The 23,915-nt window shown below is 64.1% G+C and carries 42 protein-coding genes and 1 pseudogene; 13 read left to right on the forward strand and 30 right to left on the reverse strand.

Annotated features, from left to right (window positions below; translation table 11 throughout):
* Positions 1 to 63: 63 nt before the first annotated feature.
* From WDM24_RS21460 to WDM24_RS21540, 17 genes are all read right to left on the reverse strand, one after another.
* Positions 64 to 345 carry an HNH endonuclease gene (locus WDM24_RS21460; protein ID WP_338826723.1) on the reverse strand — a complete coding sequence of 94 codons (282 nt, stop codon included), beginning with the start codon at positions 343 to 345 and terminating at the stop codon, positions 64 to 66.
* A gap of 238 nt (positions 346 to 583) precedes the next feature.
* A complete protein-coding gene (gene nusG, locus WDM24_RS21465) occupies positions 584 to 1,249 on the reverse strand; it encodes a hypothetical protein (RefSeq protein WP_338826725.1) in 666 nt (221 codons plus the stop codon).
* A complete protein-coding gene (locus tag WDM24_RS21470; RefSeq protein WP_414645617.1) occupies positions 1,246 to 2,406 on the reverse strand; it encodes a hypothetical protein in 1,161 nt (386 codons plus the stop codon). Before WDM24_RS21470 ends, nusG begins: the two co-directional genes overlap by 4 nt.
* 154 nt (positions 2,407 to 2,560) lie before the next feature.
* On the reverse strand, positions 2,561 to 2,803 hold the full coding sequence (locus WDM24_RS21475) for a hypothetical protein (RefSeq protein WP_338826728.1): 243 nt from the start codon (positions 2,801 to 2,803) through the stop codon (positions 2,561 to 2,563).
* Positions 2,804 to 2,843: 40 nt separating this feature from the next.
* Positions 2,844 to 3,344 carry an SANT/Myb-like DNA-binding domain-containing protein gene (locus WDM24_RS21480; RefSeq protein ID WP_338826730.1) on the reverse strand — a complete coding sequence of 167 codons (501 nt, stop codon included), beginning with the start codon at positions 3,342 to 3,344 and terminating at the stop codon, positions 2,844 to 2,846.
* Positions 3,341 to 3,547, reverse strand: coding sequence for a hypothetical protein (locus WDM24_RS21485; RefSeq protein WP_338826732.1), 207 nt, complete (start codon positions 3,545 to 3,547; stop codon positions 3,341 to 3,343). The genes WDM24_RS21480 and WDM24_RS21485 overlap by 4 nt, the downstream gene beginning before the upstream one ends.
* Positions 3,544 to 3,789, reverse strand: coding sequence for a hypothetical protein (locus WDM24_RS21490; RefSeq protein ID WP_338826734.1), 246 nt, complete (start codon positions 3,787 to 3,789; stop codon positions 3,544 to 3,546). Before WDM24_RS21490 ends, WDM24_RS21485 begins: the two co-directional genes overlap by 4 nt.
* Positions 3,786 to 4,004 carry a hypothetical protein gene (locus tag WDM24_RS21495; RefSeq protein ID WP_338826736.1) on the reverse strand — a complete coding sequence of 73 codons (219 nt, stop codon included), beginning with the start codon at positions 4,002 to 4,004 and terminating at the stop codon, positions 3,786 to 3,788. The genes WDM24_RS21490 and WDM24_RS21495 overlap by 4 nt, the downstream gene beginning before the upstream one ends.
* Positions 4,001 to 4,552 (reverse strand): DUF7220 family protein, encoded by a 552-nt coding sequence (locus WDM24_RS21500; RefSeq protein ID WP_338826737.1) that lies wholly within the window; start codon positions 4,550 to 4,552, stop codon positions 4,001 to 4,003. Before WDM24_RS21500 ends, WDM24_RS21495 begins: the two co-directional genes overlap by 4 nt.
* A complete protein-coding gene (locus WDM24_RS21505) occupies positions 4,549 to 4,941 on the reverse strand; it encodes a hypothetical protein (RefSeq protein WP_338826738.1) in 393 nt (130 codons plus the stop codon). Before WDM24_RS21505 ends, WDM24_RS21500 begins: the two co-directional genes overlap by 4 nt.
* Positions 4,938 to 6,386 (reverse strand): hypothetical protein, encoded by a 1,449-nt coding sequence (locus tag WDM24_RS21510; RefSeq protein WP_338826739.1) that lies wholly within the window; start codon positions 6,384 to 6,386, stop codon positions 4,938 to 4,940. The genes WDM24_RS21505 and WDM24_RS21510 overlap by 4 nt, the downstream gene beginning before the upstream one ends.
* A 67-nt stretch (positions 6,387 to 6,453) precedes the next feature.
* Positions 6,454 to 6,747 (reverse strand): hypothetical protein, encoded by a 294-nt coding sequence (locus WDM24_RS21515; protein ID WP_338826741.1) that lies wholly within the window; start codon positions 6,745 to 6,747, stop codon positions 6,454 to 6,456.
* The gene (locus tag WDM24_RS21520; RefSeq protein ID WP_338700698.1) at positions 6,744 to 7,226 is read right to left on the reverse strand and encodes an HNH endonuclease; all 483 of its coding nucleotides are present in this window, start codon (positions 7,224 to 7,226) and stop codon (positions 6,744 to 6,746) included. The genes WDM24_RS21515 and WDM24_RS21520 overlap by 4 nt, the downstream gene beginning before the upstream one ends.
* Complete coding sequence (locus WDM24_RS21525; RefSeq protein WP_338826743.1) at positions 7,226 to 7,492, reverse strand: DUF2312 domain-containing protein; 267 nt, start codon at positions 7,490 to 7,492, stop codon at positions 7,226 to 7,228. Before WDM24_RS21525 ends, WDM24_RS21520 begins: the two co-directional genes overlap by 1 nt.
* Complete coding sequence (locus WDM24_RS21530; RefSeq protein WP_338826745.1) at positions 7,489 to 7,662, reverse strand: hypothetical protein; 174 nt, start codon at positions 7,660 to 7,662, stop codon at positions 7,489 to 7,491. Before WDM24_RS21530 ends, WDM24_RS21525 begins: the two co-directional genes overlap by 4 nt.
* Before the next feature lie 10 nt (positions 7,663 to 7,672).
* Complete coding sequence (locus WDM24_RS21535) at positions 7,673 to 7,972, reverse strand: hypothetical protein (protein ID WP_029083913.1); 300 nt, start codon at positions 7,970 to 7,972, stop codon at positions 7,673 to 7,675.
* Positions 7,973 to 8,096: 124 nt separating this feature from the next.
* Entirely contained in the window at positions 8,097 to 8,336 is a 240-nt protein-coding gene (locus WDM24_RS21540) for a hypothetical protein (RefSeq protein ID WP_338826747.1), read from the reverse strand.
* A 174-nt stretch (positions 8,337 to 8,510) separates the two neighbouring features.
* Here WDM24_RS21540 and WDM24_RS21545 point away from each other — a divergent pair, with 174 nt between their 5' ends.
* A complete protein-coding gene (locus tag WDM24_RS21545) occupies positions 8,511 to 8,738 on the forward strand; it encodes a helix-turn-helix transcriptional regulator (protein ID WP_338826748.1) in 228 nt (75 codons plus the stop codon).
* Here the strand turns inward: WDM24_RS21545 and WDM24_RS21550 are convergent.
* Complete coding sequence (locus tag WDM24_RS21550) at positions 8,683 to 9,270, reverse strand: hypothetical protein (protein WP_338826749.1); 588 nt, start codon at positions 9,268 to 9,270, stop codon at positions 8,683 to 8,685. The genes WDM24_RS21545 and WDM24_RS21550 overlap by 56 nt on opposite strands.
* 130 nt (positions 9,271 to 9,400) lie before the next feature.
* Here WDM24_RS21550 and WDM24_RS21555 point away from each other — a divergent pair, with 130 nt between their 5' ends.
* From WDM24_RS21555 to WDM24_RS21570, 4 genes are all read left to right on the forward strand, one after another.
* A complete protein-coding gene (locus WDM24_RS21555; RefSeq protein WP_338826750.1) occupies positions 9,401 to 9,724 on the forward strand; it encodes a hypothetical protein in 324 nt (107 codons plus the stop codon).
* Positions 9,721 to 10,059, forward strand: coding sequence for a hypothetical protein (locus WDM24_RS21560; RefSeq protein ID WP_338826752.1), 339 nt, complete (start codon positions 9,721 to 9,723; stop codon positions 10,057 to 10,059). Before WDM24_RS21555 ends, WDM24_RS21560 begins: the two co-directional genes overlap by 4 nt.
* A gap of 220 nt (positions 10,060 to 10,279) precedes the next feature.
* Positions 10,280 to 11,476 carry a site-specific integrase gene (locus tag WDM24_RS21565; RefSeq protein ID WP_338826754.1) on the forward strand — a complete coding sequence of 399 codons (1,197 nt, stop codon included), beginning with the start codon at positions 10,280 to 10,282 and terminating at the stop codon, positions 11,474 to 11,476.
* Complete coding sequence (locus WDM24_RS21570) at positions 11,473 to 11,748, forward strand: hypothetical protein (protein WP_338826756.1); 276 nt, start codon at positions 11,473 to 11,475, stop codon at positions 11,746 to 11,748. The genes WDM24_RS21565 and WDM24_RS21570 overlap by 4 nt, the downstream gene beginning before the upstream one ends.
* On the opposite strand, the gene WDM24_RS21575 is transcribed toward WDM24_RS21570, so the two are convergent.
* A complete protein-coding gene (locus tag WDM24_RS21575) occupies positions 11,745 to 12,344 on the reverse strand; it encodes an RNA ligase family protein (protein WP_338826758.1) in 600 nt (199 codons plus the stop codon). The two genes, WDM24_RS21570 and WDM24_RS21575, sit on opposite strands and share 4 nt — an antisense overlap.
* A gap of 60 nt (positions 12,345 to 12,404) precedes the next feature.
* Positions 12,405 to 13,001, reverse strand: a complete 597-nt coding sequence (locus tag WDM24_RS21580; protein WP_338826760.1) for a hypothetical protein — start codon at positions 12,999 to 13,001, stop codon at positions 12,405 to 12,407.
* Between the two features lie 195 nt (positions 13,002 to 13,196).
* Here WDM24_RS21580 and WDM24_RS21585 point away from each other — a divergent pair, with 195 nt between their 5' ends.
* Entirely contained in the window at positions 13,197 to 13,427 is a 231-nt protein-coding gene (locus WDM24_RS21585) for a hypothetical protein (RefSeq protein ID WP_338826762.1), read from the forward strand.
* 55 nt (positions 13,428 to 13,482) lie between these two features.
* Entirely contained in the window at positions 13,483 to 13,737 is a 255-nt protein-coding gene (locus WDM24_RS21590) for a hypothetical protein (RefSeq protein ID WP_338826764.1), read from the forward strand.
* A 46-nt stretch (positions 13,738 to 13,783) separates the two neighbouring features.
* Here WDM24_RS21590 and WDM24_RS21595 read toward each other — a convergent pair whose 3' ends face one another.
* Positions 13,784 to 14,212, reverse strand: a complete 429-nt coding sequence (locus WDM24_RS21595) for a hypothetical protein (protein WP_338826765.1) — start codon at positions 14,210 to 14,212, stop codon at positions 13,784 to 13,786.
* A gap of 1,148 nt (positions 14,213 to 15,360) precedes the next feature.
* On the opposite strand from WDM24_RS21595, the gene WDM24_RS21600 reads away from it, so the two are divergent.
* Together WDM24_RS21600 and WDM24_RS21605 are read left to right on the forward strand one after the other, a co-directional pair.
* Positions 15,361 to 15,816: a DUF992 domain-containing protein gene (locus tag WDM24_RS21600; protein ID WP_338826767.1), complete on the forward strand. Its 456-nt coding sequence runs from the start codon at positions 15,361 to 15,363 to the stop codon at positions 15,814 to 15,816.
* A gap of 1,137 nt (positions 15,817 to 16,953) precedes the next feature.
* A complete protein-coding gene (locus tag WDM24_RS21605; protein WP_338826769.1) occupies positions 16,954 to 17,253 on the forward strand; it encodes a hypothetical protein in 300 nt (99 codons plus the stop codon).
* Between the two features lie 25 nt (positions 17,254 to 17,278).
* Here WDM24_RS21605 and WDM24_RS21610 read toward each other — a convergent pair whose 3' ends face one another.
* The 4 genes from WDM24_RS21610 to WDM24_RS21625 are packed head-to-tail and all read right to left on the reverse strand — an operon-like array spanning position 17,279 to position 18,590.
* A complete protein-coding gene (locus WDM24_RS21610; RefSeq protein ID WP_338826771.1) occupies positions 17,279 to 17,491 on the reverse strand; it encodes a hypothetical protein in 213 nt (70 codons plus the stop codon).
* Between the two features lie 45 nt (positions 17,492 to 17,536).
* Positions 17,537 to 17,779 carry a YdeI/OmpD-associated family protein gene (locus WDM24_RS21615; RefSeq protein ID WP_338826773.1) on the reverse strand — a complete coding sequence of 81 codons (243 nt, stop codon included), beginning with the start codon at positions 17,777 to 17,779 and terminating at the stop codon, positions 17,537 to 17,539.
* Entirely contained in the window at positions 17,776 to 18,156 is a 381-nt protein-coding gene (locus WDM24_RS21620; RefSeq protein ID WP_338826775.1) for a cupin domain-containing protein, read from the reverse strand. Before WDM24_RS21620 ends, WDM24_RS21615 begins: the two co-directional genes overlap by 4 nt.
* A 20-nt stretch (positions 18,157 to 18,176) precedes the next feature.
* On the reverse strand, positions 18,177 to 18,590 hold the full coding sequence (locus tag WDM24_RS21625; protein WP_338826777.1) for an SRPBCC family protein: 414 nt from the start codon (positions 18,588 to 18,590) through the stop codon (positions 18,177 to 18,179).
* Between the two features lie 263 nt (positions 18,591 to 18,853).
* Here WDM24_RS21625 and WDM24_RS21630 point away from each other — a divergent pair, with 263 nt between their 5' ends.
* Entirely contained in the window at positions 18,854 to 19,159 is a 306-nt protein-coding gene (locus WDM24_RS21630) for a hypothetical protein (protein ID WP_021079283.1), read from the forward strand.
* A gap of 7 nt (positions 19,160 to 19,166) precedes the next feature.
* On the opposite strand, the gene WDM24_RS21635 is transcribed toward WDM24_RS21630, so the two are convergent.
* Both WDM24_RS21635 and WDM24_RS21640 read right to left on the reverse strand, forming a co-directional pair.
* Positions 19,167 to 19,802: a 2-dehydro-3-deoxy-6-phosphogalactonate aldolase gene (locus tag WDM24_RS21635; protein WP_338826779.1), complete on the reverse strand. Its 636-nt coding sequence runs from the start codon at positions 19,800 to 19,802 to the stop codon at positions 19,167 to 19,169.
* Positions 19,803 to 19,815: 13 nt separating this feature from the next.
* Positions 19,816 to 20,742, reverse strand: a complete 927-nt coding sequence (locus tag WDM24_RS21640) for a 2-dehydro-3-deoxygalactonokinase (protein ID WP_338826781.1) — start codon at positions 20,740 to 20,742, stop codon at positions 19,816 to 19,818.
* Positions 20,743 to 21,360: 618 nt separating this feature from the next.
* Here WDM24_RS21640 and WDM24_RS21645 point away from each other — a divergent pair.
* On the forward strand, positions 21,361 to 21,537 hold the full coding sequence (locus tag WDM24_RS21645) for a hypothetical protein (RefSeq protein WP_165123721.1): 177 nt from the start codon (positions 21,361 to 21,363) through the stop codon (positions 21,535 to 21,537).
* A 32-nt stretch (positions 21,538 to 21,569) separates the two neighbouring features.
* Here the strand turns inward: WDM24_RS21645 and WDM24_RS21650 are convergent, their stop codons facing one another.
* Both WDM24_RS21650 and WDM24_RS21655 read right to left on the reverse strand, forming a co-directional pair.
* Positions 21,570 to 21,836 carry a hypothetical protein gene (locus tag WDM24_RS21650; RefSeq protein WP_175619273.1) on the reverse strand — a complete coding sequence of 89 codons (267 nt, stop codon included), beginning with the start codon at positions 21,834 to 21,836 and terminating at the stop codon, positions 21,570 to 21,572.
* 136 nt (positions 21,837 to 21,972) lie between these two features.
* Positions 21,973 to 22,149 (reverse strand): hypothetical protein, encoded by a 177-nt coding sequence (locus WDM24_RS21655; RefSeq protein WP_165123723.1) that lies wholly within the window; start codon positions 22,147 to 22,149, stop codon positions 21,973 to 21,975.
* Positions 22,150 to 22,336: 187 nt separating this feature from the next.
* Here WDM24_RS21655 and WDM24_RS21660 point away from each other — a divergent pair, with 187 nt between their 5' ends.
* Together WDM24_RS21660 and WDM24_RS21665 are read left to right on the forward strand one after the other, a co-directional pair.
* On the forward strand, positions 22,337 to 22,558 hold the full coding sequence (locus WDM24_RS21660) for a hypothetical protein (protein ID WP_338688509.1): 222 nt from the start codon (positions 22,337 to 22,339) through the stop codon (positions 22,556 to 22,558).
* 197 nt (positions 22,559 to 22,755) lie between these two features.
* Positions 22,756 to 23,112, forward strand: coding sequence for a DUF6481 family protein (locus tag WDM24_RS21665; RefSeq protein ID WP_338826784.1), 357 nt, complete (start codon positions 22,756 to 22,758; stop codon positions 23,110 to 23,112).
* A 12-nt stretch (positions 23,113 to 23,124) separates the two neighbouring features.
* Here WDM24_RS21665 and WDM24_RS21670 read toward each other — a convergent pair.
* Positions 23,125 to 23,891: pseudogene (locus WDM24_RS21670) on the reverse strand (IS5 family transposase).
* Positions 23,892 to 23,915: the final 24 nt, after the last annotated feature.

Consider the following 23,915-nt stretch of genomic DNA (forward strand, 5'->3'; position numbering starts at 1 on the left):
GTGTGAGATGGGCCGGTCCGGGAAGAGGCACCCGCGGAGGAAATGCCCACCCCCCTACCCCTCTCAATCCCAGACGCCGCGCGTGTGCAGGCTCGCCTGCTCCTCGGCCTGCTTGGCGCCGTCGTGGCATGCCTTGCAAAGCGTCTGCAGGTTGCCGTCATCCCAGAACAGGCGCGCATCACCACGATGCGGGATGACATGGTCGCAGACCAACAGCGACGTATTCGGCTCGACCCTGCCGCAGCCCTTGCGCTGGCACGTGTAGCGATCGCGCAGGAAGATGCGCAGGCGAAGCGCCTGCCAGCGCGCGAGCTTGTACCAGGCTTTCCAGGGCGGCTGCGGCATCCACAAAAGGAAAGGCCGACCACCTTGCGATGATCGGCCTCAAGTCTAGGGAGGAAACGCCCAAGGAGGGCAGCGATAGCGCGAGGCGCTACCGCACAACCTATGCAAATGAAAACGCCGACCGCATCAGCTGCGATCGGCGTTGGATCTGGTGGAGGTTGCGGCGCGCTCCGCGCGCCCGCCTGGAATCAGGCTCTGCACTTTTAGCCGAGCTGCCGCGCATGCACCGCACCGCGAATTAGTCGATCAGCTCGATCTGCGCCTCGGTCAAACCGCTTACCTTGACGCCGTGCTTTCCGTCGCTGACTAAGACGCTGAGTCGGCCTTTTGAGTCAATTCGCTCGATCAGCGCTCGAAAGCCGGAGAACAGTCCATCGGCGACACGGATCTCGCGCCCTACTCTCACTTCGGTTTCGTCTTTGACCTCGGCGACCGTGATGAAACCATACCGCAGGAACAGCTGCGCTAGCGCCCATCGGCGCCGTGACGGCAGCAGGTTCTCGATCTTGACGATGTCGCGCAGCAGCTGCATCTCGGTCGCATTGAGCCACGATCGCAGCTTTCCGAACTCGAGCAGATTGTCGACGTCAGGAATGCTGCGGATCTCGGCGAGACGACCGAGCTCGAAATCAGGCAGGAAGATCAGGCCAGGCAGAAACGGCTTTTCGATCCGCCGGCCAAGATGCGGACGCCGAGCAGGTTGACCGCTGCCGCGCTCGACGAAATGAACGACGGTCGGCGACCAGCCGCTGATGCAGCGCTCGCCGAAAGCCTTGATGACCTTTGCGTCGCGGCCAGGCATGACCTGCAGCACGCGCCAGCTCGCAGGCATCGCCGGCACCGCTATTCGATCGTTGGCCTCGACATATCCAACGATCTGCCCCTTGCGGTATTGCATGTTCATTCGCTCTCCCCTGCGCCTTGCCACGTTCCATCGCGCCGCGGCGGCCACGGCGCCGGCACGCGAAAGCCCTGCTTTGCTTTCCTCAAACGGAAATTCGGATTCGACGCCGAGACGCCGTGAACGGTCGGATCAAACGGCTCGAGAAAGATCCGCTCGGCCTGCGGCTCGGCGCCGATCCAGAGCGCCAGGCGATCGCGCCAGGCGGCAAACTGCGGCGTCCCGAGGTCGACGACCTGCCAGGCCTCGCGATCGGCGCCAGCAAACGCGGCCATTGCCGCCAGGTCAGCCTGCGGCGCGAGCTGCGTCCAGACGCCCTCGTCGAGATAATCCTGCTCGCGGATAGTGCGCAGCTCGCGCCGCTCGGCGATCTGCATCGCCACCGCCAGACCCTTGAGCTCGTCGCCTTGCACGAACCGCCGTTGCGAAGGCGCTGCCTTCGCCGGCGCAGCACCAGGCGCAGGGAATTCCCGAAACCCGCGCGTCCTCACCCAGAGATGAAAATTCAGCGGCCGGCGCTGCTTGAGCTCGCGCAGCTTCGCCATGTAGAGCGGCACCGCATGAGCGCACCAGGCGCGATCGTCCTGCGTCAGGAGGCGGAACTCCTCGATGGCCAGGTCGCGCCGCATGACCTCATGCCCGACATAGCTCTCGAATGCCGCCGCGAACTCGACCGGCTCGCTTTCCTCGATCGTTTTTTGATCGTCCGGAAATCCCCCGGAGGGGGACTTAGGGGGATTCTCCGGTTCAGGTTCAGAGATTAGCTGGTCGCACAGCTGCGAGGGCTGGCCGAGGGCTGGCGGAGTCCTAACGACTTCCGCACCCGAATTTAGCCCTTGCTGCCAGCTAGGGCTAATCGCCGTTGAATTCACTGACATTTCGTCGACGGCCCGACCGGCAGCTCGCGCCTCGATCGCATCGGTATCTGCGTCGACCAGCAGACGGACCAGATCCGTTGTGCGCTTGCCGCGGCCCTCACCGTTGCGGCGACCGTTCTCGTCGACCCATTGCCCCGTCCGGCCGATTGCGCCGATGTCCTCGAGCCAGGCGAGCCGCCGCCGCACCGTGTCCTGCGATAGATCGCAGTCCATTGCCAGCTGCGGAATGCCGACCCAGCACATTCCTTCGCCGTCGACATACTCGCCGAGCGCGCGCAGCACGCTTTTTGCGTAAGGGTTGCCCAGCTCGAGATTGCGCGCCCATCCGGTCGCCACGTCAGAGCCGATGCGCAATCGCGCCCGCTTTTTCGCGGTCATCTTAACTTCCTAATCAGAGAGAATTCGGGAGACGCTGGACGCAACAAACACTGAAAGTTCACGGCCGCGGCTGCAGCAGACGGTCGACGATGTCGCGCGCCTGTAGCCGCGAGAACGCGTCGAGCTCGATCGCGTCGACGAGCCGCGCGAGCCATTCACGGCGCAAACAGCGCCGTTTGAGCCGCGGCGGATCGACGACGCCGGCCGCGATCGCGTCGAGATCCGGGATCTCGTATTCCTCGAGCTCGCCGAGCTCGGCACCCTTGACGACCAGCTGGCAGATCACGTCGGCGAGCGTCATCGCCGGCGGCCCTCCGGCGGCCAGGCAGCGCACGATCGCGTTAGCTCGAGGCATTGCCGCCCCCGCGCTGCGCCCTGCGCTGGTCGAGCGCGCTGCGGCCTGGCGGAGGATCTCCGAGCACGCCGCCCGTCAGACCGCGCTCGGCGATCCTGGCGAGCAACTCGGCGCGCTCGCGCAGGCCGGCCAGTGCCGCAGTCCCCTGCTTGTCCTGGACGATGACGGGCTTAGGCGCGGCCGGCGCGATCGACGGCGACAGCACCTCGACGAGCGCCCGCACGATCGCCGGAACGACAGGCCTCGGCGGCGTCGACGGCTTCCGCGGCCTCGGCGGCGCGAGCCCCAGCGCCTTCCAATTCCGCCGCGTTGCCTGGTTGTCGGTCTGCAGATCCGTGTAATAGCGGCGCTCGCAGCCGCCCCGCGATCGGCCCGGCATATGCTGCTCGATCTTGCTCCAAGGCACGCCCAGGACGTCGCGCGCATGCAGCAGCTTTGCGTCCTCGAGATCCGTCCAGACCGGATTGCGCTTGCGTTTCTCGGTCATGCTGCGACTGCCTCGCGCCGCGCGTCGCAGGGCGGCGTCGCCGTGCAATGGATGCGCTCCTCGTCGCGCCAGAACTCATCCCAATAGCCGGCGGGACCGCCTTCACGGCGGCCGACCTTGACCATGTCGCAACGGATGCATTGCTGTTCGGTCTTGAGCGGAAATCGAACCTTCTCGCCCCACTTGTGCCGCGTCGAGCTCATGCGCGCTGCGCTCCGAGGATAACGACCTCGCCGAACAGCAGCTGCGAAACGGCCCGCTGACCACACTCGCAGACCGCCAAGTCGTTGCCGTTGGCGACCGCATACGCCTCGACTATGCCGGCCTCATCGTCAGCGAAAACGACGTTCCGAATCTCTCGACCGTCGAGCTGGACGGTCAAAGGCAAGTCAGTGAAGTGTTTCCGCCAAAAATTCAGGTTGCGCGGATCAGCTGAGACTTTCATTGCAGCTCCCGCCCTTCCGTCGCCGCCTCGCGCCAGACGCGGCGGATCTCGTCGACCTCGGCGCGCGACAAAACCCGATTCACGCGCAGGCACTCGCCGTCGCGATCGATCGAGATCCGCGAGCGCTGCCCGCGCTGCATCCAACCGAGGGAATAGCCAAACATGAACACTCCGAAGGCGCCGACCGCGATCGCGGCGATCTCGAGCTGCGTCATTGCCGGAGCTCCTGCGCAGCAAGCGGTCGCCTCAATCGAGCCGGGACACTGGTCGGATTGCGATTGCGATCGAACCGCTCGCCCTCGGCGATCGCCAAAGCAACGCCGCGGACCAGGTCGCGTCGGTAGCCTGCCGGCTTCCACCATTCGCGCGTCCAGGGCCATTCGTGCGGCACTGCCGGCGATTCCGTGCCGGCGTGCAGAACGTAGCTGGCGCCGGCCTTCGCAAGCGTGCCGCGATCGTACCCGTCATCATGCTCGGTCGACCAACCCTCGCGCTCGATCTGGCGAAAGCGCTCGGCAATAACGGCTTGCAGGAACGGCGACAGCGGCCGGCGGATATGCAGCGCCTCGAAAAGCCTGCGCAGCAGGTACGATCTGCAGATCGAGATCGCGGTCATGATTAGGGCAAACGTGACGTTTTGCGCGATCGAGACACTGACGCCGAGCAGCGGCAGGAAATAGATCTGCGCGGCGAGGCTAATGCCAAAGCCAACAATGACGTTGATCGCGCTCTCCGCGAGCGATGCCAGTTTCGTTTGCTTCATTGCCGTAATGCCCCTTTGATGCTCGCCTCGTTTTGCTGCAGCCAGCGCAGCGTATTCGCGGCGGCCTCGAGGCCGTCGCGTTGATAGATCGCAGCGGCCGAGCTCAGCTTGGCCCGCGCGCCGCTGCGTCGATCTTTGAGCTCGGTCTCGACCGCAGTGATCTGCCTGGTCATCGAAATCGCGCAGCTCGGAAGCCCGCACGACGTCGCCGCCGCGATGCGCGCCTCGTTCTGCTGCAGCCAGCGCAGCGTTTTTGCGCCGGCCTCGAGGCCGTCGCATTGGCGTTGCGACGCAGACCGATCGAGCCTCGAGCGCGCGCCGGCGCTGCGATCTTTGATCTCGGTCTCGACCGCGGCAATCTGTCGGAACAGTGCGACTTTGTCGGTCACGCACGCGCCTCGAGCTCGAGGGGCGCCGGCGATGCGACCAGCTGCGCCAGGAAATCGCGACCGGCGTCGGTCACCACAACGCCATGCTTAGGCGAGACGTCCAACAAACCGGCGCCGATCGCCTGGCGCATGATCGACCAATCGACGTTGCCGCCTGCGTCGATCGTCGCCAGGCAATCACGCAGCGCGCATTCGTCCTCGGTCAGCGGCAATCGCGTTTGCAGCTTGCCGTCGACGATCTCCGCCGGCGCGCGGTCGCGGCGCGCGAGATCCATTTCAGATTGCGCGACGACGAGCGCTGGCGCCTGCTTCGGCGTCCGGCGCAGGAATGCCGGGATATCGAGCCCGTCGTCGGAAATGTCGCGCCCAGGTCGGTTCGCCGGCGGCTCGGCTGTATCGGCGCGGCCGGTAACGGCGACGCTCGAAGCGACTTCCCCGATCGGCAACGAGGCAACGTCGGCCGAAAGGGCTGGACGATCGCCGGCGTGAGCTCCGGCGTCCGCTAACTGTGAGGCCGCAGCGCTATGGCTACCCGTTGCGGCCTCGTCCGATGACCGACCATCGGCAGTCCGATCGCGCGGCGGTTCTATACCCGCCGGCACCCCGTCAGGCGCCGAGCTCTCGCCCGCGATCGCTTGGGAAATGATTTCTGTCGCCGTCGCCTGGTTGCCCCACGCATCCCAGCCGGCCGGCAATGGATTCTCGGCATCGACGCGGGCGAACAGCTCGAGCACCGGCACGCCGCCGCCCATCGCCTCGATCATGCGCCGGTAATGCTCCGGCTTGCGCGAATGACCGAGCGGACGCGATCGCTCGCGATGGTTGGAGCCGAACTTTTCGCCGCTTGCCGGTTTCGGCAGGCCTTTGCCGCGCTTGAACAGCAGCAGGATCTCGTCCTGGTCGCGCACCAGGACGGCGCCGCCGGCCTCGTCCGGATGCTCCTCGTCGTTTTTGGTCCAGACGAACGCGGTCGAATAGGCCTCAAAGCCCCACGACAGCGCGACGGCCGAGGCGAGCGGCATCTGGACACGGACCATGATGACCTCGCCGGTCCGGAGATCCGTCGCCTCGATCTCGGCCTCATGCCAGGCGAGCATATGGGCGCGCGGAATCCAGAGAAACAGCCAGGCATCCGGCAGGACCATGTCCCTGACCGGCAGCGCGCAGATCTCCGCCCAGGGCATGGTCGGATAATGGTTTTCATAGGAGCGGCTGGTCACGCCCTGGTTCCGATGCCAGGGCGGATCGGCGTAAACGATCGGATACTTGCGGCCGGTCGGCTGCAGCGCCGAGGCGTCAGACAGCGCCTGCGCCACGTTGCGGCGATGCTCCCTGCCCTTTTCCTCGGCGCCGACCTTTGCCAGGTCCATGGCGACGCGGCCGACGCCGGCGCGCATTTCCTCCTGGTGACGATCGAGCGCGGCCTCGAATTCGGCCGGCGGCATCGCGGCCAGGCGCTGCGCCTTCGATGACAGTTTGCGGTCGATCCCGGCCTCGGCGAGTGTCGGCCGGTCATCTTCTGGCTGTTCGGGAAACCGAATGGCCAGAAACGTTCCGGCCGCGCAGCTGACCGCGCGATCCGGTATTGAGCCCGACCGTTTCCTTTTGCGCGACGATCATCTCGCCGAGGCGCCGCTCGGCGCGGAAACGCAGCTGCGCCGCCTGGATCTCGAGGTCGCGATTCTTCGCCTGGCGCGCGTAGTGGCGCATTGCCTCGGCCTGGCTGCGGATCTCCTGGACCTCGTCGACCGCGACGGCCTCGGCCAGCGCCTTGCGCGCGGCCTCATAGCGAACGAGCTCGGTCAAAACGGGATCTCCTCGAGTTGAGGCTGCGGCGGCAGGCCGGCGACGAGCTCGCGGACGATGTCCTCGAGCGACGGCGCCGAGCCGCGCCTGCGGCGGTTGGCTGCGTTTTCTTGCTTGGTTGCCCAGCGCAGGTTTGCGCGGCGGTTGTCGAGCGTCTGACCGTTGATATGGTCGACGAAATGCGAGCGCAGGTAAGCCTCGTCTCGCGGCTCGGCGAGGATCATGATCTCACGATGCATGCGGACGGTCGCGCGCGAGACGTCAACGTTGCGCTTGGCGTAGCGCATCCAATCGCCGCGGCCGGCGTGCCAGACGTTCCAGATCTTTTCCGACAGCCAGGCGTAATCGACGGCGTCGACCAGCGTCCAGATCGGCTCGCGCGCCGATAGCCAGATCCGCCGCCATGGCGTGCCGGTCAGGTCGACCAGGTCCGCCGACGCCTCGAGCTCCTCGCGCGTCTTTGCGAAACAGCCGTGCATCAAAGCATTCCCAGCGCCTGCATGTAGGTCTCGAGGATCGCCTCCTCGGCCTCGCGCTCAATCGGATCGAGCTTGCGCAGCTTGACGATCGCGCGCAGCGCCTTGACGTCGAAACCGTTGCCCTTGGCCTCGGCATAGACGTCGCTGATGTCGTCGGAGATCGTCTTTTTCTCCTCGATCAGGCGCTCGACGCGCTCAATGATCGATTTCAGCTGGTCTTTGGCGATCGTCGTCGCGCGAGTTTCTGCGGCCGGTCTCTTGGTCATCGGCGCACCCAGCGAAAGCCGGCGCCGGCGCCGGCGTCGCGGCGGCGATCGAGGAAAGGCTGCATCGCCGCGCCGACCGCGGCGAACGCGGCGACGAGCAGCACGCAACCCATCATGACGAGAAAGCGCAGATCGTTGACGTCGACGCCGGCGAAAGTGTTTTGCTCCATGATTGCCCCGCTAATCCGCCATGCCGCGCTGCATGGATTCGATCTGCCGGCCGAGCTCGGCCTGCGCCTTGACCAGTTTCGAGAGCTCGAGCTGTTTTTTGAATCCGACCCACCAAGCCGGCCGCGCCTCGCCCATGATCGCGTCGAGGATCTTGTCGCCGACGTCGGACTGCAGCAGCTTGGCTTGGAAGGCGCTGCCGAGATCCCGATCGCCGGCGAGACAGCGCTCGCAATGGCGGATCTCGGCGCCGGTTCGGATCGCGAGCTCGGCCGCGGTCTGATGCGGGAAAAGCCTGCGGAAAACCTGCATCGCCGGCGCGATCGACCGGCCAGCTGGCCGGTTTGTCCCGGCCTGTTGGCCGGTCCGCTTTTTTGCGTTCCCCGCGGGAACCCGTGTAGCCTCTCGCCCCATGTTGCCCCTGTGCGAAAAACCGTTAGCGACGCTTGCGACGAGGCGACCGGATGCCCCAGAGCTCCGGCGGCGCCTTGAGACCGCGCTCGGCGAGCTCGGCCTCGAAAATCAAAAATGTTGGAGAAGGCAGACGGCCGCGGGCGATCGCGTTGGAGATCGCCGGCGGTTTGCAATCAGCGATTTCCGCGGCCTTGAACGTCCCGCCGACCGCGTCGACGACGGCGGCTGCCGTGCTCAGTTTTCTAAAGTGCGAATCATTCATGACGCCCGGACCATACTTCACAGATTGTGAATGTCCAAACTGTTCACATTGGGTAAATAGTAAATGTTGGCAGCTTCAGCGACATTGCCGCTCGTTATGGCGGCCACATCAGCAGACCAAAATCCCGAGAGCACAGAGGCGGTTGCGCATCGCCTCAAGCGAACGCGCGAGGCAATGAAGCTAACCCAGGCGGCCTGGTGCCGCCTGGTTGGGATCGATGGGCCGCAGTGGAATAACTATGAGGTCGGCGGCCGACGCATCACGATCGACGCCGCCCTCAAGGTCTGCAAGGCGACCGGCGTCGGCCTCAATTGGATCTATCGCGGCATGGCAAACGACGTCCCGGTCAACCTGGCGACGGCGATCCAGGCATTGGAGCGAGCCGCACGCAAGCGCTCATAGCCGCCGCGCGCAGCGCCGCCGAATGCCTGGCAATGGTCGGGACCACGATCGCCGCGACGGCATAGCACCCACCAAAAACGAGCTCGAGCACTGTCGGAATAGACAACTCGAGCGCCGGCGGCACGATCAGCAGATTATGCGCGACGCCGGCCAGGACGCCGACCAGGACGCCATAGCGCCGACCGAAAACAATCGAGCAGCCGGACGCCAGCGGCGCGATCAGCGGCATCTCGATCGACTGGACGCCGACCAACGAAACCAGCGCCACGGCGATCGGCATCACCAGCAGGAACAGCGCCAACGTCCAGAACAGCGCCGGCCCCGCGCGATATGGCGGATCGAGCGCCAGGACCTGCCGCTGCCATAGCGGCCGAGGCCCCGGCGCCGTCATGTAACCCTCGAGCAGCACGGCGAGCTCGTCGACGACCTGGCGCGCGTCCTCGGTCGAATCAGGCAGCTGGATCGCAAGCTGCAAAGCAAGGTGACGGTTTGCCTCCGACGACCGCGGACGGCTCGACATAAGTGTTTTCATTGTTGTTTTTCCACTGGCATTCACACGCCGTTAATACGGACGTTGCCGACATTCACATTTTGTGATTATCACAGAGCCCCCGGCATTCGCCGCCGGGAACGCGAGTGTTTCTAATTGGACAACTGGATAGATGCATATCCCGCAAATCTACGGGTGTGAGTTGAGTGACAAAGTCACGCTCGACCCTATGCAACCAAAAGATTCAAGAGGCGCGGTTCCGCAACCCGTTGCAATTCTCTCCCGCGCACGCATCGCGCGAAGCAGTGCCATTTCGGGGCAGCCCGTGACGCTGCGCCTGCTCGCCCTCGGTCATCATTTCGTCCGCCGGCCTCGCGGCGGCTGGCGGCTCGGCACCCGAACCCTGCGCGAAGAAACCGCCGCAGGCCTGGTCGCTCGCGGCCTGGCCGAGATCGTCGACGGTCGTCTGCAACGCAAGCCAAAGGCAGCACCATGATCGGGACCGCGCTCTATCAGCGAACCATGGCTTTCGACTACGGCACGGTCGACCGCGGCGAGATCATGCGCGAGGTCTGGACGCCGACGCCCTGGATGCTCGAGGCCTATACCGGCAATTACCGCGACGGCCGCGAGGACGAGATCATGCGCTGGTGTTACGACGAGCTCGGCGACATGTCCTCGCCGATCCACGGCCGCGCCGGCACCTGGCATCGCGGCAGCGCGACGATCCACGGCTGGACCTGGTTCGGCTTCGCCGACGAGGCAACGATGCAGCGTTTCGCCGCGCGCTGGCCGGCGCCGGCCGACGTCAAGCATCCGGAGGCCGCATGACCGCGCTCCCGCAGGCGCTCGACGCGCATTTCTGCGCCTTCGCATTGATCGACGTCCCGCAGCTCGCGCGCTTGATGCCGATGGACCGCGCCACGATCGCGCGGCATATTGCCGACGAAAAACTAAACGGCCGCATCAAAGGCAAAGGCCGTGTAAAGCCCCGCCGCGTGTTCACGCGGTCTGACGTAGAGGCTTTTCTGCAGGCGCTCGAGGAAACACCATGTCCGTCTATCGGCACACCCAGAGCCCATTCTGGCACTTCGATTTCCAGATCAAAGGTTATCGTTTTTCCGGGTCAACCGAATGCGAGAGCGAGAGTGACGCGCGTGCAGCCGAGGCGCAAGAAAAGGACCGAGCCCGCGAGCTCGTCGCCGGCTGGATCGCCGCGCGCCGAGGACCGCTAACGCTCGAGCGCGCCTGCGAACGCTGGTGGGACGAGCACGGCCAAAACCTGGCCGACCTCAAAATCAAATCCGCGCTCGATCGCATCGTCGAGATCATCGGCGGCAAAACGCTATTGCAGGACATTATCGACGACACGGTCGCGAACCTCGTCGCCGAGCGCCGGAAAGATCGGCGACGCGATCGAACGGTCGTCGACAAGGGCAGAGCAAAGATCCTCTATCGGCAGATCACGCCGTCGACCGTCAATCGCACGATGGATCTGCTGCGCCGTGTGATGCGTCGCGCGAAAGAGAACTGGAACGCCGTTCTACCGAACGAACCGACCTGGAAGAAACACCGCCTCAAACAGAAAAAGCGGCCGGTCCGCGAGATCCTGCCGAGCGAGGAGCTGCGCCTCGACGAGGCCGAGAACTTCGATTTCATCGAGCTCCGCCGTTTCGCGATCATCACGGGATTGCGCCGGCAAAATCTCCTGTTGACCTGGCCGCAGGTCAATTTCGAGCTCGGCACGATCAGCGTCGTGACAAAAGGCGACGAGCCGCGGATCATCCCGCTCTCGCGCGAGGCCTATGCAATCCTTTGGCGCCGGCGCGGTCACCATCCGAAATTCGTTTTCACCTACAAGGCGCAGCGGACCTGGAAAAACCGCACCAGGAAAGGCCGCAAGCTCGGCGACCTGGTCAAAGGCGAGCGCTATCCGATCACTGCGACCGGCTTTGCCTCAAACAAAAAACGAAAATGGGAAAAGGCCGGCGTCGACGCTCGCATTCATGACCTGCGCCACACGACCGGCATGCGGACGCTGCGCGCGACCGGCAATCTGCGCATTGTGCAGGAGCTGCTCGGCCATTCCACGATTGCCATCACGTCCGAATTCTACACCGGCGCGACCGTCGACGACGTCCGCGCCGCGATGGAGCGCACCGCCGAGGCGCAGCAGCGCCAGCGCGAGCAGCTCGACCAGCTCGAGCAGACGCCGAAGGCTATCGAGAACAAGGGCGACGACGAATGAGCCTGGCGCTGCGGCCGATCGGCAAGCGGGATTACTCCGTCCTCGAGGACGGCCAGCAGATCGGCCGCATCCGCTATGCCAGCGAGCGCTCGCCCGGCGTCTGGCTTTGGCATGTCCAGGTGCATATCACCGGCGGCCTGCCGGTCGGCAGCGCCGACAGCCTGGACGCAGCGAAGGCCGATTTCAAATCGGCCTGGCTCGCCTTCAAGGCCAGGCAGACGCCGGAAAAGCTGGCGGAAGCCTACGCCGCCATGAACCTGCGCAAGCGCTAGAACTTGTCACGCACCCGGCGGAAGGCCGGATGATCCGGGTTTTTCGACTTGATCCAGTGATCGCAGCGGCCCGGCTTATAGGTCCGCTCGAGCTGTTTCGAGACGATGCCCTCGAGACCGTGCAGGCAGGCATGGCGAAACAGATCCGGCCCGATCTCGCCGGCCTCAAACGGCGCAAGCTGGATACCGTCGACGCGGCGCGCGAGCAGCCGCTGCAGATTGGTTTTGCGCATCGACAGCGGCAGGCGCCGGAGATCCGCGCCCTCGAGCTCGAGCACGTCAAAGGCGTAGAGCTGGACCTCGTCGTCATGCTTGCGCGAGACCAGCGCGTCGAAATCGCTGTAGCTGCGCGCGTCCAGGACGACGGCCTCACCGTCGAGCACGAACCGGCTCGGCTTTTGCCGGCGCGCGGCCTCGACGATCCAGGGATAACGATCGGTCCAGTCCGCGCCGTTCATCGTGAACAGCCGCACGCGATCGCCGTCGCGCGCGACACGCATCCAGAACCCGTCGAATTTGATTTCATGAATCCACTGCGGCCCCGCCGGCACCGCCTTTGCGGTCACCGGCCGCGCAAACTCAAACCGCTTTGCCATGCCGGCGAGATAGGTATCGTCGGCGCAAATTGCGAATCAGGAACCGCCGGCACGGGCTGACTAATCGAAGAACACATCCCTTGTCGGAGCCTTCAGCCCATGCGCTGCAAGCGCATCAATCATTTCCTTTACCAGCGCGTCGTAGTCCGACTTAGATTCGATTAATGCCGCTTTCGAAGAAACCACCAATCGCTGATCCGACGTCATGTAAGGCGCGGAAGCCCGTTGCAGCTGTTCGATATATGCGTTTGACTTTACGATGTAACCGACGCGAACTGATTGCAGCAGTATCGCCAGGGCGATGCCTACCACCGAGGCGGATTCCAAAAATCCCGTCGGTTTCTTCAGGAGTGTCCCCGACCTTCGGCGGACAACCATCCCCACAAAGAGGCCCGCGGTCGTGCCGGATATTAGGAGCAGCGACAGATAACTGGCGCGTTCATAGGGCGGCTTCGCAATATCTCGATACATGCTGTCAGTTAATGACTTCGATCCGAGATTAGTGAGCACGACGATTTCATCGATTGTCCACAACGTCAGGGGCTTAAAAAGGAAGTCCCAAAGCGCCGACGCAACTACCGCGAGGACAATCGTGATGCCCACCCAGAGCCAGACCTTACCCTTCGGAGGTGGGGTTACCAGATCTTGAATATCCAATGCACTCTCCCCGACAAATCTGCCGCCACTTGTAGTTGACCGCTGGTCGCCACACTATGCTGTATAGGCGGACATTTTCGCGGCGCCCTTGCCGTCGCGCGGTTTTCCACGATATTCGCCGCACCGCGAACGGAAAGCGAAACGGGCACCGATCCCCACAACGGCACCCCCCGAAACCCGCCAGGAGCCCCCGCAATGACGATTTTCCGAAGGATCATATCCGTTTTGCTGTTCGTCGGCGCCTTCTGCGCTCTCGGTTTCGTCCCGCTGGATGACAACCTCATCCCAGCCCACGAAACCCAGGCCGAGAGCGTATTCCTCGTTCTGCTATTGTTGCTTTGCGTGGCTTGTATCATTGCGGGGTTCATCGCCCTGCCGCCTCGGAAGCCAGAGCACGCCGAAACCCGCGAGGATCTCCGCCCATGAGCGAATTCGCGACCAGAGCCGCCCATTCTCGAGCATCGTTAAAGCAAGGATCGATATGAAACCCTTTTTGATCACGACCGCCCTCGTTTTGGCAGCGACGTCGGCCGGCGCGCAAAGTTCGCTATCCGACCCGGAACGCGCCGCCATCCAGAAGGCGCGCGAATTTTGCATTGAGACGCTCGGCGGCCGGGACCGGCTGAACCGCCGGATATTTTTCGGGGACACAGCGACTGCTGACGCGCTTCACGCCCAGGTAAACGAATGCGCGATGCGTCAGCTGCCCCGCTACTTGCCGCCCGCGAGCCGCTGAGGCGCGAGCCAGCTCCTACCCTGTGCATCGCGCGCCGGGAACGAATTTAGCGCACCAGCGCCGACCGCTCGGCCGCCTGGTCGGCCTCGGCCGGCGCCGGCTCCGGTCCCAGGAGCCGGTATTTCCGGCCGTTGGTATTCGGGTTGCTGCCGTCGCTGGTCGAGAACACCAGGATCGGCGCCAGGTAGTCGATCGGATCTCGGTAAAGCCGGAACCGGCCGCCGCCGCCCTCGACGACCTCGAGCGTCGTCTGGTTGGCCGGACCGAGCTCGAGGTCATCCTCAAACAGCCGCGCGCCGGCGAGCTCGTCGGGATACTTCACCGACCGCACCCAGGACTTGCCCATCCCCTGGCGGAATTCTCCGCGCAGCAGGCCAGGCGTAATCGGCTGCCTTGGCAGGGCGTACAGTAAGGCGCAGGCGACCAGGGCAAAGACAGTCGAGCCGATCGCCACGCGCGCGTCGCGCGACGACACGCTGCGCCGGCTTGCACTTGATCGGCGCCGACGTCGGCGCGGCAGGCGCGACATACAGGGCATAGGTCTCGGATTGGCCGAGCGCGCGGCCGTCGCGGAAACCGGCGCGGTAGAGCGCGCGGCCGGCGATGCCGAGCGCGACGAGAAATCCGGAAGTCAGGAGAAACGAGAGGAGCATTTGCGCAGCCTAAGATTGCCATAGACAAAATCAGCAATCTTATAGCGAACGGCGATTCCAGCGGTCCATAGCTGTACGGCCAATCAAGCTGCGAATGACTCAGACTTTCGGAGGAGTCTCGAAAACGGTCCCCGAAATAATCACCGAACTCGGCGCCAGACACTATCTAAGGTATTGAAGATGCGGAGGGATTGCCGTTGCAACCAAGATGTTTCTACTCCGCGGGTTGCAGGTTCGAATCCTGCCGGGATCGCCACCCCTCCCCGCCCTGAATGAAACCATTTTCCAGAAGCCGCGAAGCCGGCCGGAAACAAAGGCGGCCTAACCTCCCAACATTGGACCAGAGGGGATTCGGTCATGTGGGATTTCATCAACGAGTTGTATCGGGATTTTTGCCTGGCGCGCCTGCAGGAGATGCGGAAGCTCGAGCATCACGGCTGATCGGGCGGCGTATGGACAACGATCGGCCGCTGGCCGGCGCCATTTTGACGGCGATGGTGATTGCCGCGGTCGTTTGGGCAACGCTCGGACCTCCGCCAGTGCACGAGAAGGTCAGTCACGAACATCAGGCGGTCGCCGGACGCTAGAGCCCGGACTACGGATCGCTCGAACCTTGGCCCCGGCCTTGCAGACATAACCCTACTGGGATTGCGGGCCCAGATTGAAACAGGGCGCCGCCGGGACAAGGCATTTCGAGCCCGGCGGCGTATTTTCTCGGGACGCGCGCATTGTCGGTGATCCGAACGGCGTGGCGGCACGCCACGGCCGATCCCTGGCCTTTGCTCTATTGCTCCCGTCAGCTGCCGAGCGCTGGCTTGCTCGCGCATTCATCCCGATCATCGCTGACGCGCAACGAAGGTCAGTTGGCAGCCGAACCGCTAGCGGCGCGTTCTAAGGCTCTCTTAACCACGAGCGCAGGACGCGCGTGGGCGATGGGGCGATTGCGCACCCATTCGCGTTGTACGGCACCATGCGTAGAACGGGTTATCTGATCTTCTTCGCCGCCTGTGGCGCGGCCGTCTTGGCTGCGCCGATCCGAACCGCCGATGCACAAGAGGTGCAGGTCGGAACGCTTGCGTGCCGGGGTGACCCCGACACGGGGTTCATCGTGGGCCCGATCACCAATCTCGATTGCGTATTGCACGTCGATAGCGCGCCGGACAGTCGCTTCGTTGCGGCCATCAGGAATCTCGGCGTGTTCATCGGCGATCAGGACGTCGCATTGACCTGGAAGGTGATGGGACCAGTGCCGTGGCTCGGCAGCGACGATCTCGCCGGTGGCTACACCCACCCTAGCGGCGCCGGCGTCAATGTGCTGGCCGGCGGCACCAATTCCCCTGTTACGCTGACTCCGTCGAACGAGCACAATGGGGCGGCCCAGCCGGTGAGGATCGAGAGCCTGGAGATACGGCCGATGGATCACTGATCACCGAGCGCGCGACCGCCAAAATGCACAACGCCGCCCGCTTGAAATATATGCGGACGGCGTTGGCCCTAGCCCCAGGAAGGTGATGCAAAATCCTGACGGCGCCAAGTATGTACAATTTGTGCCAAAGGCGCATGTCCCAAATTGGCTATCACGGGACGGCCGACTTGGAACTCGTTGCCCGGGAATGCGGCAATTGCGCGTATTTGCGGTCCCCGCGCGCGACGCCGCGGCTTCGGCGCGTCCACTCATGTGAGAGGCTTCACAAGGGCATCGCAGACCGGGTGCTACACTGCGGGAATTCTTGCAGGCATTTTTTCTGACCAGTTTCATGGCGAGACTTTTGACGGTTGCGGCCATTGCGCTTGCTGTTCTGGCGATGGTGCGAGGCCAGCCCAACACATTTGTTCCGCTACCGACGAAGCCGATGCCGGCCGTTCTCGTTCCGTGATGTCATGGGCCGTACCGAACAAGCATTGTACCTCATGCTGCTCTGTGGCTGCCTGGGCTCTTGTCTCGGATGGGCCTTCTACGAGATCGAGCTGTGGCGGTATCGGCAGCGTGACGAGCTGACCTCGTGCGTAACGCAATGAAGTTCGTCGTACCGCAGTCTGGAGAACGCAGATCGCGTTTGAGCCGCGGCAAAATTCCGCGCGCAAAAAGCACAACGCCGCCCGCTCGAAATAAATGCGGACGGCGTTGGCCCTAGCCCCAGGAAGGTGGTGCAACATCCTGACACTCCATGTGTGCATGTCGGCCGCCAACGAGCATGGCCCAAATGGGCTATTTGAAGAAACAGAAACGAAGGTAGGTTAACTGCGGGGTGCCGGTGACGGTGCCCCACGACCAAAGTGTCAACTTGGCCTCAGCGTGGCCCACGCGCTGGGGCCTTTCTTTTTTGATGGTCACGGCCCGTCCGAAACCGCATTCGGTTCTTATCATTGAGCGCACGCAATTCTTCCGTAGTTCTCCGTGCGTGAACAAAGTTCCGATCGCGCTCGAGAGGCATGCTGTCGGTGCGTCGCCGGTTCCAATTCTCACTGTGATCGCTCGCGCCGCTTCGCGATTTCTTAATCGGCAATTGCTTCCTCTGGGAGATTGCGAGCGCCCGCGCTGTTCATCGATATTGGAATTGTCATGGAAGATTCCGTCCAGGTCCGTTGCACACGCTGCAAGAACGTTTTTCGCGATCGCGCGAGGCGACTGCAGAACGGTTACACGCGCCAGTGCCCGAGCTGCGAGATCGTGCTGTTTTTTGATGAGGACTCGCCCGATTCAAACATCAAGCGAGCGATGCGATTGGCGCGGCGCGCACGAAAGGAACTGCGTGAAAGCGAAGCCTCGAATCCGAGAAAGGCTGCAGCCGCTCCGCGGCAATATGGCGGCCGCTCGGCATCGAACGCACGGGGCACCGAAGAAGAAGAGGACGGCGATTGAGCCGCCGCCACTGGTGGCAGTTCGACTAACCGCCCAGGCCGACACCGGACGAAGCATTGTCAAGCCATTGGCGGGTCGACTCATCACTCCAGCCGGGAACCGCGAAGCGCGCCCGCGGCGTCACGTCCACGGAGGAGCGAGCGGTTGCGGGTTGGCGTGCGTGGGAATGCCGCTTTGTTGCGGCGGTCGCCGAAGCGGACATGATGATCAACAGGCCAAGTGCCAAAACAATGCGCATCGCATTTTGCTCCTGACGATCATCCCGACTACGCCGAGAGTACGGTCACCCCGTCCGTTTGCTCGGCCGGTGCTCCATTCCCATGTAAACCCCGCCGGCTTTCAATTCTTCCAGCATCTGGTCGATCCGCTTGCGCTTCGTGGCGGCCCGCACGCTGCGCGCGATCCAGTACAGATAGTCGTTGCGCTGATATGGCGGGCGCTCGTTGAACGCCTGCATCAGGCCGCCGGCATCAAGTTCGCGCCGGATGCTCGCCGGCATCGTCGCACGGGGTCGCCTCAAGATCACGTCTTCCGCTCGCGCGGCGCGGCGACCGCGCCTCGCGGGCGTTCGGCCTCCGGCACCAGCCATTCGGTGATGAAACGGTCGGAGGCGTGGATGTCGACCTGCAGGAGGCGTCCCGGCCCGGGATTTTCGAACGTGTGGGCCGCATTCGGCGGCGCCACCACAACCGAGCCGGCGGAGGCCTCAACGTCCCTGCCCTCGATCGTGAACCGCGCGCGTCCCTCGAGCACGACGAAGGTTTCAGCATACGGGTGCCGATGCAACGCCGGCCCCGGTCCGGGCGGCATATCGACGACGATCACCGAGCTGTCGGATCCGCTGATCCGCCCCTCGATCTCGCTGGCAGATCCGAGCTGCCAGACCATTAACGCGTCGATCATGCCGTTCTCCAATCGCCGGATCAGGACCGTCGCTTGGCTTCGACGTAGCGCTTGAAATTGTCGAGGATGGCCTGCCAGCCGCCGCGCTGCTGCTCGACCGAATGGGTGTCCTCGCTGTCGAAGGAGACCTGCACCTTGACGCCGCCGGCCTCGGGCGTGAACCCGACCTGGGCGGTACGATCGCCGAACGAATATTCGAGCAGCCGGGGTGCCTCGACCCTGGTGTAGGTGCCGGCGAAATCGAACCCCATGCTGCCGTCCTTGGCTTCCATCCGCGACGAGAAGGCGCCGCCGGCGCGCAGGTCGACGGTCGCGGCGGTGGTGTGCCAATCGTCGGAGGCCGCGTTCCACTGCTTGATGTCGTCGGGCGTGGTGTAGGCACGCCAGACATCCGCGATCTCCGCGGCAACGGTTGTTTCGACGGCAATCTTCATGTGCGTTCCTTCGTCCGTGTCACGTTGAGCCGATGCGCCCCGCGCGTCCGGCGGCGGCGCCGGACCGCGGACAGTCTACTAGGGCCACTCGCAGCGATCCACAAAGGCGCCCTCAGGACCAGATCGTCGCACCTGCGCGGACCGCCGTGAACATGAGGAGACCGGGCACGCCATTCAACGAACCAAATGGTGCGCGGCCGGGACAAGAATTTCGTCAGGAATGTCCGTGTAAGGAAGGCGATCCAACGCCCGGAGAGGACGCCATGCGGAACCTGAACACTGTCCTGAGCAAGCTCAACGACCGCCTGCTGCGGCTCGAAGGTGAGTTGTTCGTGCTGCGATCGATCGCCCGGGCCGCCCTCACCGCCGGCGACGAGTCCGCCGTCCGCACCCGCAAACTGCTCGAAGGCGCCAGGCTTGCACTATCGGACGAGGCCGAACGGCCGCTCGACGCGGCAACCGAGAAATACGTCGCCGCCGCGATCGCCATGGTCGAGGAACTGCTCGAAAATCCCCGCGAGGCAGCGCCGCTGTTCCGCGTGATCGACGGCGGCAAGCGGGACGATTAGCGCACGCCTAGCCCGCGGCTTGTACGGCCGCATCATACGCGTCGATCGTCACCTTTGCCCTGACGGCGACATCCGCGGCCGTCATGCCCGGCTTGTAAAGGCTGCTGCCGAGGCCGAAGGCGCGGACCCCCGCCTTCACATATTCAACGAAATTCTGATCCGAGACGCCGCCGACCGCCGCGATCATCAGATCCGGCGGCAGCACGGCGCGGATCGCGGCAATGCCGGAGGCGCCGAGCACGCTGGCCGGGAAGAATTTCAGGCCCGAGGCGCCAGTGCGTGCCGCGAGCAGCGCTTCGGTCGGCGAGAACACGCCGGGCATCGTGACCATCGCGTGGTCCCGGGCCCGCCGCAACACATCGACATCGACATTCGGCGACACCATGAGGCGGCCGCCGGCGTCATGCAGGCGATCGACGTCTGCCGTGGTCAGCACCGTGCCGGCACCGATCAGGACATCGGCCGGCGCCCGCTTCACCGCGATCGCGATCGAACGGAACGGCTCGGGGGAGTTCAGCGGAATCTCGATCGCGGTCATGCCTGCCTCGAGCAGCGCGCTCACAATGCCCAGGACCTCGTCCGGCTTGACGCCGCGCAGGATCGCAACCAGCGGACGCTTCATCGGCGGAAACGGAATGCTCATGCGCTGATCCCCTTCACTTCTTCCAGATCGCCGCCGCTGCGCCAGTGAGCCCGCGGCGAACCGCTTCCTCCGCGTCCACGATATTGACCGGAATCGAAAGGCGTTCGAGCGCGATTTGATAGAGCTGCTGCAGGCGGCCCGATGCAATCAGCGTGACGGACGTTGCCGGTTCCCGTTCGGCAAGCCCCGCCGCGAGCTCAACCCCGATCAACGTGCCCGAGATCGTCTCACGCGCCGCCTGGGCGCAGCCGCCAAACAGCAGCTGCCGGGATCGCACGCGAAACAGCAGATTGGCTGAGTGCGCCGGCGCCGCGAACGCCTCCGCGACGGCCGAGCGGAACGCATCGCCGTCAACCGCCTCCGCGGCGCCGGCGACGGCGTGTGACAGGATGGTGTCGCGTGCGATCGCGCTGAACAACTCGCCGGTCATGAAGGTCGCAAAGCGTTCGACCGTCCCGCCACGCAGGCGCACCCATTTGGAATGGGTTCCCGGCATGCAAACCAAGGCCTCGCCCGGTGCGTCGAGACCGAGCGCACCGAGCAGCTGGGTCTCTTCGCCGCGCATCACGTCGGGAATTTTGGCATCGCGCTGCGCGATCCCTGGCAATATGCGGATGTCGCGCGCCTGACCGCCGACCACGACCGCATGTGTGAGGACGTCGGAGAGATGCGCCGGCGTGTCGATATAGCCGGCCTCGACCCAGCCCTGCCGCGCGCCCGCCATGCCGCAGATCACGACCGGCAAATCGGCCGCGACGCCGAGCGCACCGAGATGGGATTGCAGAACGGACGCAAAGCCGGTCTTAGAGCCGTTCTTGGCGGCTGCCGTCATGCCCTCGTCGCTGCGGCGCTCGCCGAGCACCTGGCCTGCCGCATTGATCAGCCAGAGGCGGAAGCTGCTCGTGCCCCAATCGACCGCGACATAGCAAGGCCCGCTCATCGAGCTCTGTTCCACGCTTTCAGGTTCCGGCGCGACAACGCCGTTGCCCGGACCCGATAACGGCGTTCATCCCGCCGCGCAAGGTGCGCCGCGCACCTGCAAATGGCGCAGATCGTGATCGGCCGGGCCACCGACGCCATCGACGTCGCGGCACGCGCAAGCACGCCCGACAGCCCCTGTTCGCATCGGTGAAGACGCGGATCGATTACCGCGCGCCCTTCAGCGTACAGGAGGTCGTGCAGGTCGTTACATTGCCGCGGTCACATTTGATGCAGACGTTAACGCACTGATCCATGACCTTGGGATTGTACTGACTATAAAGATTGGCCGCACAGCTGTTGGTCGATCCCGTGACCTCCGGGTCGGACCAGCAACCGGACAGTAAGAATGCTGCGGCACTGAAAATGGCGACCTTGCGCATAAGGCCTCCTGCCACGACTAAACCTCAGTAACCTTGATGGGTTAGGTTAAATTCGGGTTTCAATTGCGACCTTATTCGGAAGCAGTATTGCTTATCCACCGGACATTTCCCCAAGGTCCGGGCCCACACCGGCAAGGCCGCCAGGCGACCCCGCCTGGCGGCTTTGTTGCCAAGCAATGCACAAGGATAGCAGCAAGATGGCCCGAAAGCCGCGCTGGTCGTTCAAGGAGGACCGACGACTGATGGAACTGGCGCGCTCCTCGAAGTCGTTGGAAGAGGTCGTGAAGGCGACCGGCCGTTCGCCGGAGCGAATCAAGAAGATGGCGATGCGCCTCGGCCTGTCGATCAAGCCGCGCAGCACCGCCAAGAAGTAACTGACCAGCCGCCGCCGGGGTGACCCGGCCGATTACGGTTCCGGACAATCGTCCTTCGCCCGCACCGGAATCGCCTCCCGCACCGGGATCGCCTTCACCTCAGCATCAGCCTCGGTCGCACGGGTGCACGTGGTCAGCACGAAGGCCACCCGGTTGCACTGCCATTCCGGCCCGAGCCCCGCGCTGGACACCGGCTCGGGCGACGCCAGCGTCAGCAATAGATACGCTACCAAAACGGCACCCGCCGCGCCTGCGGCAGCCAGCGCCGCGCCCTTTCCGGACCACAGCTTCGACATCATGGCCTTGGTTCCCGCCGATCTCTGGGGAGACTGCCCACCTGTCCGCCTGTGACTGAAATCACAATCAGGACCAAACAGTTCAGGCTGAGTCTTTACGCTGCATGTGGGGTCGATATTGCACTGCCGCAAGACAGGGTCAGCGTGCGGGCTCGATCACATTACAGTTGGTCCGGCCCGACATCAGGCAGTCCTGCAGCTTGCTCGCCGCGGTGAGCTCATGCGCGAGCCACAGACCGACTCCGAGCATGACCACTGCGACCAGCAGTCCGATCAGCGCGCCACGGCGGCTGCCACCGTCTTCGGATTCGCTCATGCTCGCTTCGGTTCCAGATTGCGCTTGTCCCCATCATGACCGTTTGCTCGGTGGCGTGCGATCAATTCTGCAACAGTCGCAAAATGAAATGCGCGGTTGCAGCTCGCGGCGCTGCAATTCCGTTGCGGGCTTCCGCGACTCGCGAAAAACTGCTCGCTGAAGTGGAGCGCGTGTGCGGGGCGTGCCGGTGAGCGAACAACAAGCGACCTACGACTATCAGCGTTACAGGCAGCTGCTCTCGGAAGCTGTCGACGAGACCAGCCGGCTACGGCTGATCACCCTCCTGATCACGGAAAGGGCCCGCGACAGGCTGGAAGCCCAGCGCGCCTCGGACCGCGACGCGATGACCGCCGAGACGGTCGCCAGGGTTCTGGGCAACGGGCGGCGCGAACCGTTTCAGCGCGGCTAGACTGGTTCGGTGACCAACCACTCACCACGCCGGCACCCTGTCAGGCGCAAACACGGCCGTCGGCCATTTGCTGTGCGCTCATATCTCCTTTGCTCCACAGCCCGTCGTTCGCCACTGGCATTTTCGCCGCCGTTCACCTATTGAAGCGGCGAACCGAACCCCAACCATCAACGAACAGAAAGCAGCAGGCTTCCTCTATGAGTGGCTTCAAGGAACCGGGTTTTGCCGACCGCCAAAAGGCGGCGCTGCAGGCGCGGCAAAACCTCCTCAACAAGTTTCGTACCCAGCCGGGAGCTGACGATCCGAGCGTGAAGGCGCGGGCCGAGGAGCGCGCGGCGATCGCCGAACGCCGCGCCAAGGCCAAGGAAACCCGTGAAGCCGAGAAGGCTGAGCGGAAGCGCCGCGAAGAAGAGGCCGCCGCGGCCGAGGCCGAGCGGATCGCGCGGGAGAAGGAAGAGGAAACTGCAAGGCTGTCCGCGCTCGAGGCCGAGCAGAAGGCCAAGCGTGACGCCCGCTACGCAGCGCGCAAGGAGCGCGGCAAGAAGAAGCGCTAGGTGGTGTGGACACTAGCGCATCCATAGAACGATGGCTGCGAGAGTGACGACGGCCCGGTAGTTCCGGGCCGTTTTTTCGAAGCGGGTTGCGACGCGGCGGAACTGCTTGAGCTTTGAGAAGCAGCATTCGACGAGATAACGCTGGGCATAGAAATGCTTGTCGAGTGGATATTTGAGCGCGCGTGACGGGTTGTTGGGGATCACGGCGAGCGCGCCTTTGGCGGCGATGGCTTGGCGCAAGTGATCGGCGTCATAGGCCGTATCGGCCATGACGACCTCGGCGGATAAGCCTTCGATCAATGCGGCGGCTTGCGGTGCATCGCCCTTCTGACCTGCGGTGAGCTTGAACCGCACCGGACATCCCAAGCCTCGAACGGCCATATGTATCTTGGTGCTCAGGCCGCCGCGCGAGCGGCCGATCGCTTGATCTTCCGCTTGATCTTCAGACCCCCCTTTTTGGCGCCGGCGGCGTGCTGATGCGCCCGAACGATGGTGGAATCGACGATCAGATATTCGAAGTCCGGATCATCGGACATCGCCTCGAAGATCCGCCACCAAACACCCTTGATGCTCCATCGACTGAAGCGCCGGAACACGCTGTTCCAGTCCCCAAACACCTCCGGAAGATCGCGCCAGGGAGACCCCGTACGCACGATCCACAGCACACCTTCCACGAACATCCGGTTGTCGCGCCCGGTGGAGCCCTTCTGATCGGGGCGCCCTATGATCAGCGGCGCTATCCGCTCCCACGCCGCGTCGCTCAATACCAAACGGTCCATCACACCCAAGGCGGCCTCCCCAAA

Origin of the sequence: Bradyrhizobium sp. 27S5, from assembly GCF_037217225.1 — a bacterium.
In the GTDB taxonomy this organism is placed as follows: Bacteria; Pseudomonadota; Alphaproteobacteria; order Rhizobiales; family Xanthobacteraceae; genus Bradyrhizobium; species Bradyrhizobium septentrionale.

Excerpts from the sequence above, each read along its gene's own strand:
- WDM24_RS21460 (WP_338826723.1), bottom strand. The coding sequence starts at position 345 with ATGCCGCAGCCGCCCTGGAAAGCCTGGTACAAGCTCGCGCGCTGGCAG.
- nusG (WP_338826725.1), bottom strand. The coding sequence starts at position 1,249 with ATGAACATGCAATACCGCAAGGGGCAGATCGTTGGATATGTCGAGGCC.
- WDM24_RS21475 (WP_338826728.1), bottom strand. The coding sequence starts at position 2,803 with ATGACGCTCGCCGACGTGATCTGCCAGCTGGTCGTCAAGGGTGCCGAG.
- WDM24_RS21480 (WP_338826730.1), bottom strand. The coding sequence starts at position 3,344 with ATGACCGAGAAACGCAAGCGCAATCCGGTCTGGACGGATCTCGAGGAC.
- WDM24_RS21485 (WP_338826732.1), bottom strand. The coding sequence starts at position 3,547 with ATGAGCTCGACGCGGCACAAGTGGGGCGAGAAGGTTCGATTTCCGCTC.
- WDM24_RS21490 (WP_338826734.1), bottom strand. The coding sequence starts at position 3,789 with ATGAAAGTCTCAGCTGATCCGCGCAACCTGAATTTTTGGCGGAAACAC.
- WDM24_RS21495 (WP_338826736.1), bottom strand. The coding sequence starts at position 4,004 with ATGACGCAGCTCGAGATCGCCGCGATCGCGGTCGGCGCCTTCGGAGTG.
- WDM24_RS21500 (WP_338826737.1), bottom strand. The coding sequence starts at position 4,552 with ATGAAGCAAACGAAACTGGCATCGCTCGCGGAGAGCGCGATCAACGTC.
- WDM24_RS21510 (WP_338826739.1), bottom strand. The coding sequence starts at position 6,386 with ATGCCGCCGGCCGAATTCGAGGCCGCGCTCGATCGTCACCAGGAGGAA.
- WDM24_RS21520 (WP_338700698.1), bottom strand. The coding sequence starts at position 7,226 with ATGCACGGCTGTTTCGCAAAGACGCGCGAGGAGCTCGAGGCGTCGGCG.
- WDM24_RS21525 (WP_338826743.1), bottom strand. The coding sequence starts at position 7,492 with ATGACCAAGAGACCGGCCGCAGAAACTCGCGCGACGACGATCGCCAAA.
- WDM24_RS21530 (WP_338826745.1), bottom strand. The coding sequence starts at position 7,662 with ATGGAGCAAAACACTTTCGCCGGCGTCGACGTCAACGATCTGCGCTTT.
- WDM24_RS21535 (WP_029083913.1), bottom strand. The coding sequence starts at position 7,972 with ATGCAGGTTTTCCGCAGGCTTTTCCCGCATCAGACCGCGGCCGAGCTC.
- WDM24_RS21540 (WP_338826747.1), bottom strand. The coding sequence starts at position 8,336 with ATGAATGATTCGCACTTTAGAAAACTGAGCACGGCAGCCGCCGTCGTC.
- WDM24_RS21545 (WP_338826748.1), top strand. The coding sequence starts at position 8,511 with ATGAAGCTAACCCAGGCGGCCTGGTGCCGCCTGGTTGGGATCGATGGG.
- WDM24_RS21550 (WP_338826749.1), bottom strand. The coding sequence starts at position 9,270 with ATGAAAACACTTATGTCGAGCCGTCCGCGGTCGTCGGAGGCAAACCGT.
- WDM24_RS21555 (WP_338826750.1), top strand. The coding sequence starts at position 9,401 with ATGCATATCCCGCAAATCTACGGGTGTGAGTTGAGTGACAAAGTCACG.
- WDM24_RS21560 (WP_338826752.1), top strand. The coding sequence starts at position 9,721 with ATGATCGGGACCGCGCTCTATCAGCGAACCATGGCTTTCGACTACGGC.
- WDM24_RS21565 (WP_338826754.1), top strand. The coding sequence starts at position 10,280 with ATGTCCGTCTATCGGCACACCCAGAGCCCATTCTGGCACTTCGATTTC.
- WDM24_RS21570 (WP_338826756.1), top strand. The coding sequence starts at position 11,473 with ATGAGCCTGGCGCTGCGGCCGATCGGCAAGCGGGATTACTCCGTCCTC.
- WDM24_RS21575 (WP_338826758.1), bottom strand. The coding sequence starts at position 12,344 with ATGGCAAAGCGGTTTGAGTTTGCGCGGCCGGTGACCGCAAAGGCGGTG.
- WDM24_RS21585 (WP_338826762.1), top strand. The coding sequence starts at position 13,197 with ATGACGATTTTCCGAAGGATCATATCCGTTTTGCTGTTCGTCGGCGCC.
- WDM24_RS21590 (WP_338826764.1), top strand. The coding sequence starts at position 13,483 with ATGAAACCCTTTTTGATCACGACCGCCCTCGTTTTGGCAGCGACGTCG.
- WDM24_RS21600 (WP_338826767.1), top strand. The coding sequence starts at position 15,361 with ATGCGTAGAACGGGTTATCTGATCTTCTTCGCCGCCTGTGGCGCGGCC.
- WDM24_RS21605 (WP_338826769.1), top strand. The coding sequence starts at position 16,954 with ATGGAAGATTCCGTCCAGGTCCGTTGCACACGCTGCAAGAACGTTTTT.
- WDM24_RS21610 (WP_338826771.1), bottom strand. The coding sequence starts at position 17,491 with ATGCGCATTGTTTTGGCACTTGGCCTGTTGATCATCATGTCCGCTTCG.
- WDM24_RS21620 (WP_338826775.1), bottom strand. The coding sequence starts at position 18,156 with ATGATCGACGCGTTAATGGTCTGGCAGCTCGGATCTGCCAGCGAGATC.
- WDM24_RS21625 (WP_338826777.1), bottom strand. The coding sequence starts at position 18,590 with ATGAAGATTGCCGTCGAAACAACCGTTGCCGCGGAGATCGCGGATGTC.
- WDM24_RS21630 (WP_021079283.1), top strand. The coding sequence starts at position 18,854 with ATGCGGAACCTGAACACTGTCCTGAGCAAGCTCAACGACCGCCTGCTG.
- WDM24_RS21635 (WP_338826779.1), bottom strand. The coding sequence starts at position 19,802 with ATGAGCATTCCGTTTCCGCCGATGAAGCGTCCGCTGGTTGCGATCCTG.
- WDM24_RS21640 (WP_338826781.1), bottom strand. The coding sequence starts at position 20,742 with ATGAGCGGGCCTTGCTATGTCGCGGTCGATTGGGGCACGAGCAGCTTC.
- WDM24_RS21645 (WP_165123721.1), top strand. The coding sequence starts at position 21,361 with ATGGCCCGAAAGCCGCGCTGGTCGTTCAAGGAGGACCGACGACTGATG.
- WDM24_RS21650 (WP_175619273.1), bottom strand. The coding sequence starts at position 21,836 with ATGATGTCGAAGCTGTGGTCCGGAAAGGGCGCGGCGCTGGCTGCCGCA.
- WDM24_RS21655 (WP_165123723.1), bottom strand. The coding sequence starts at position 22,149 with ATGAGCGAATCCGAAGACGGTGGCAGCCGCCGTGGCGCGCTGATCGGA.
- WDM24_RS21665 (WP_338826784.1), top strand. The coding sequence starts at position 22,756 with ATGAGTGGCTTCAAGGAACCGGGTTTTGCCGACCGCCAAAAGGCGGCG.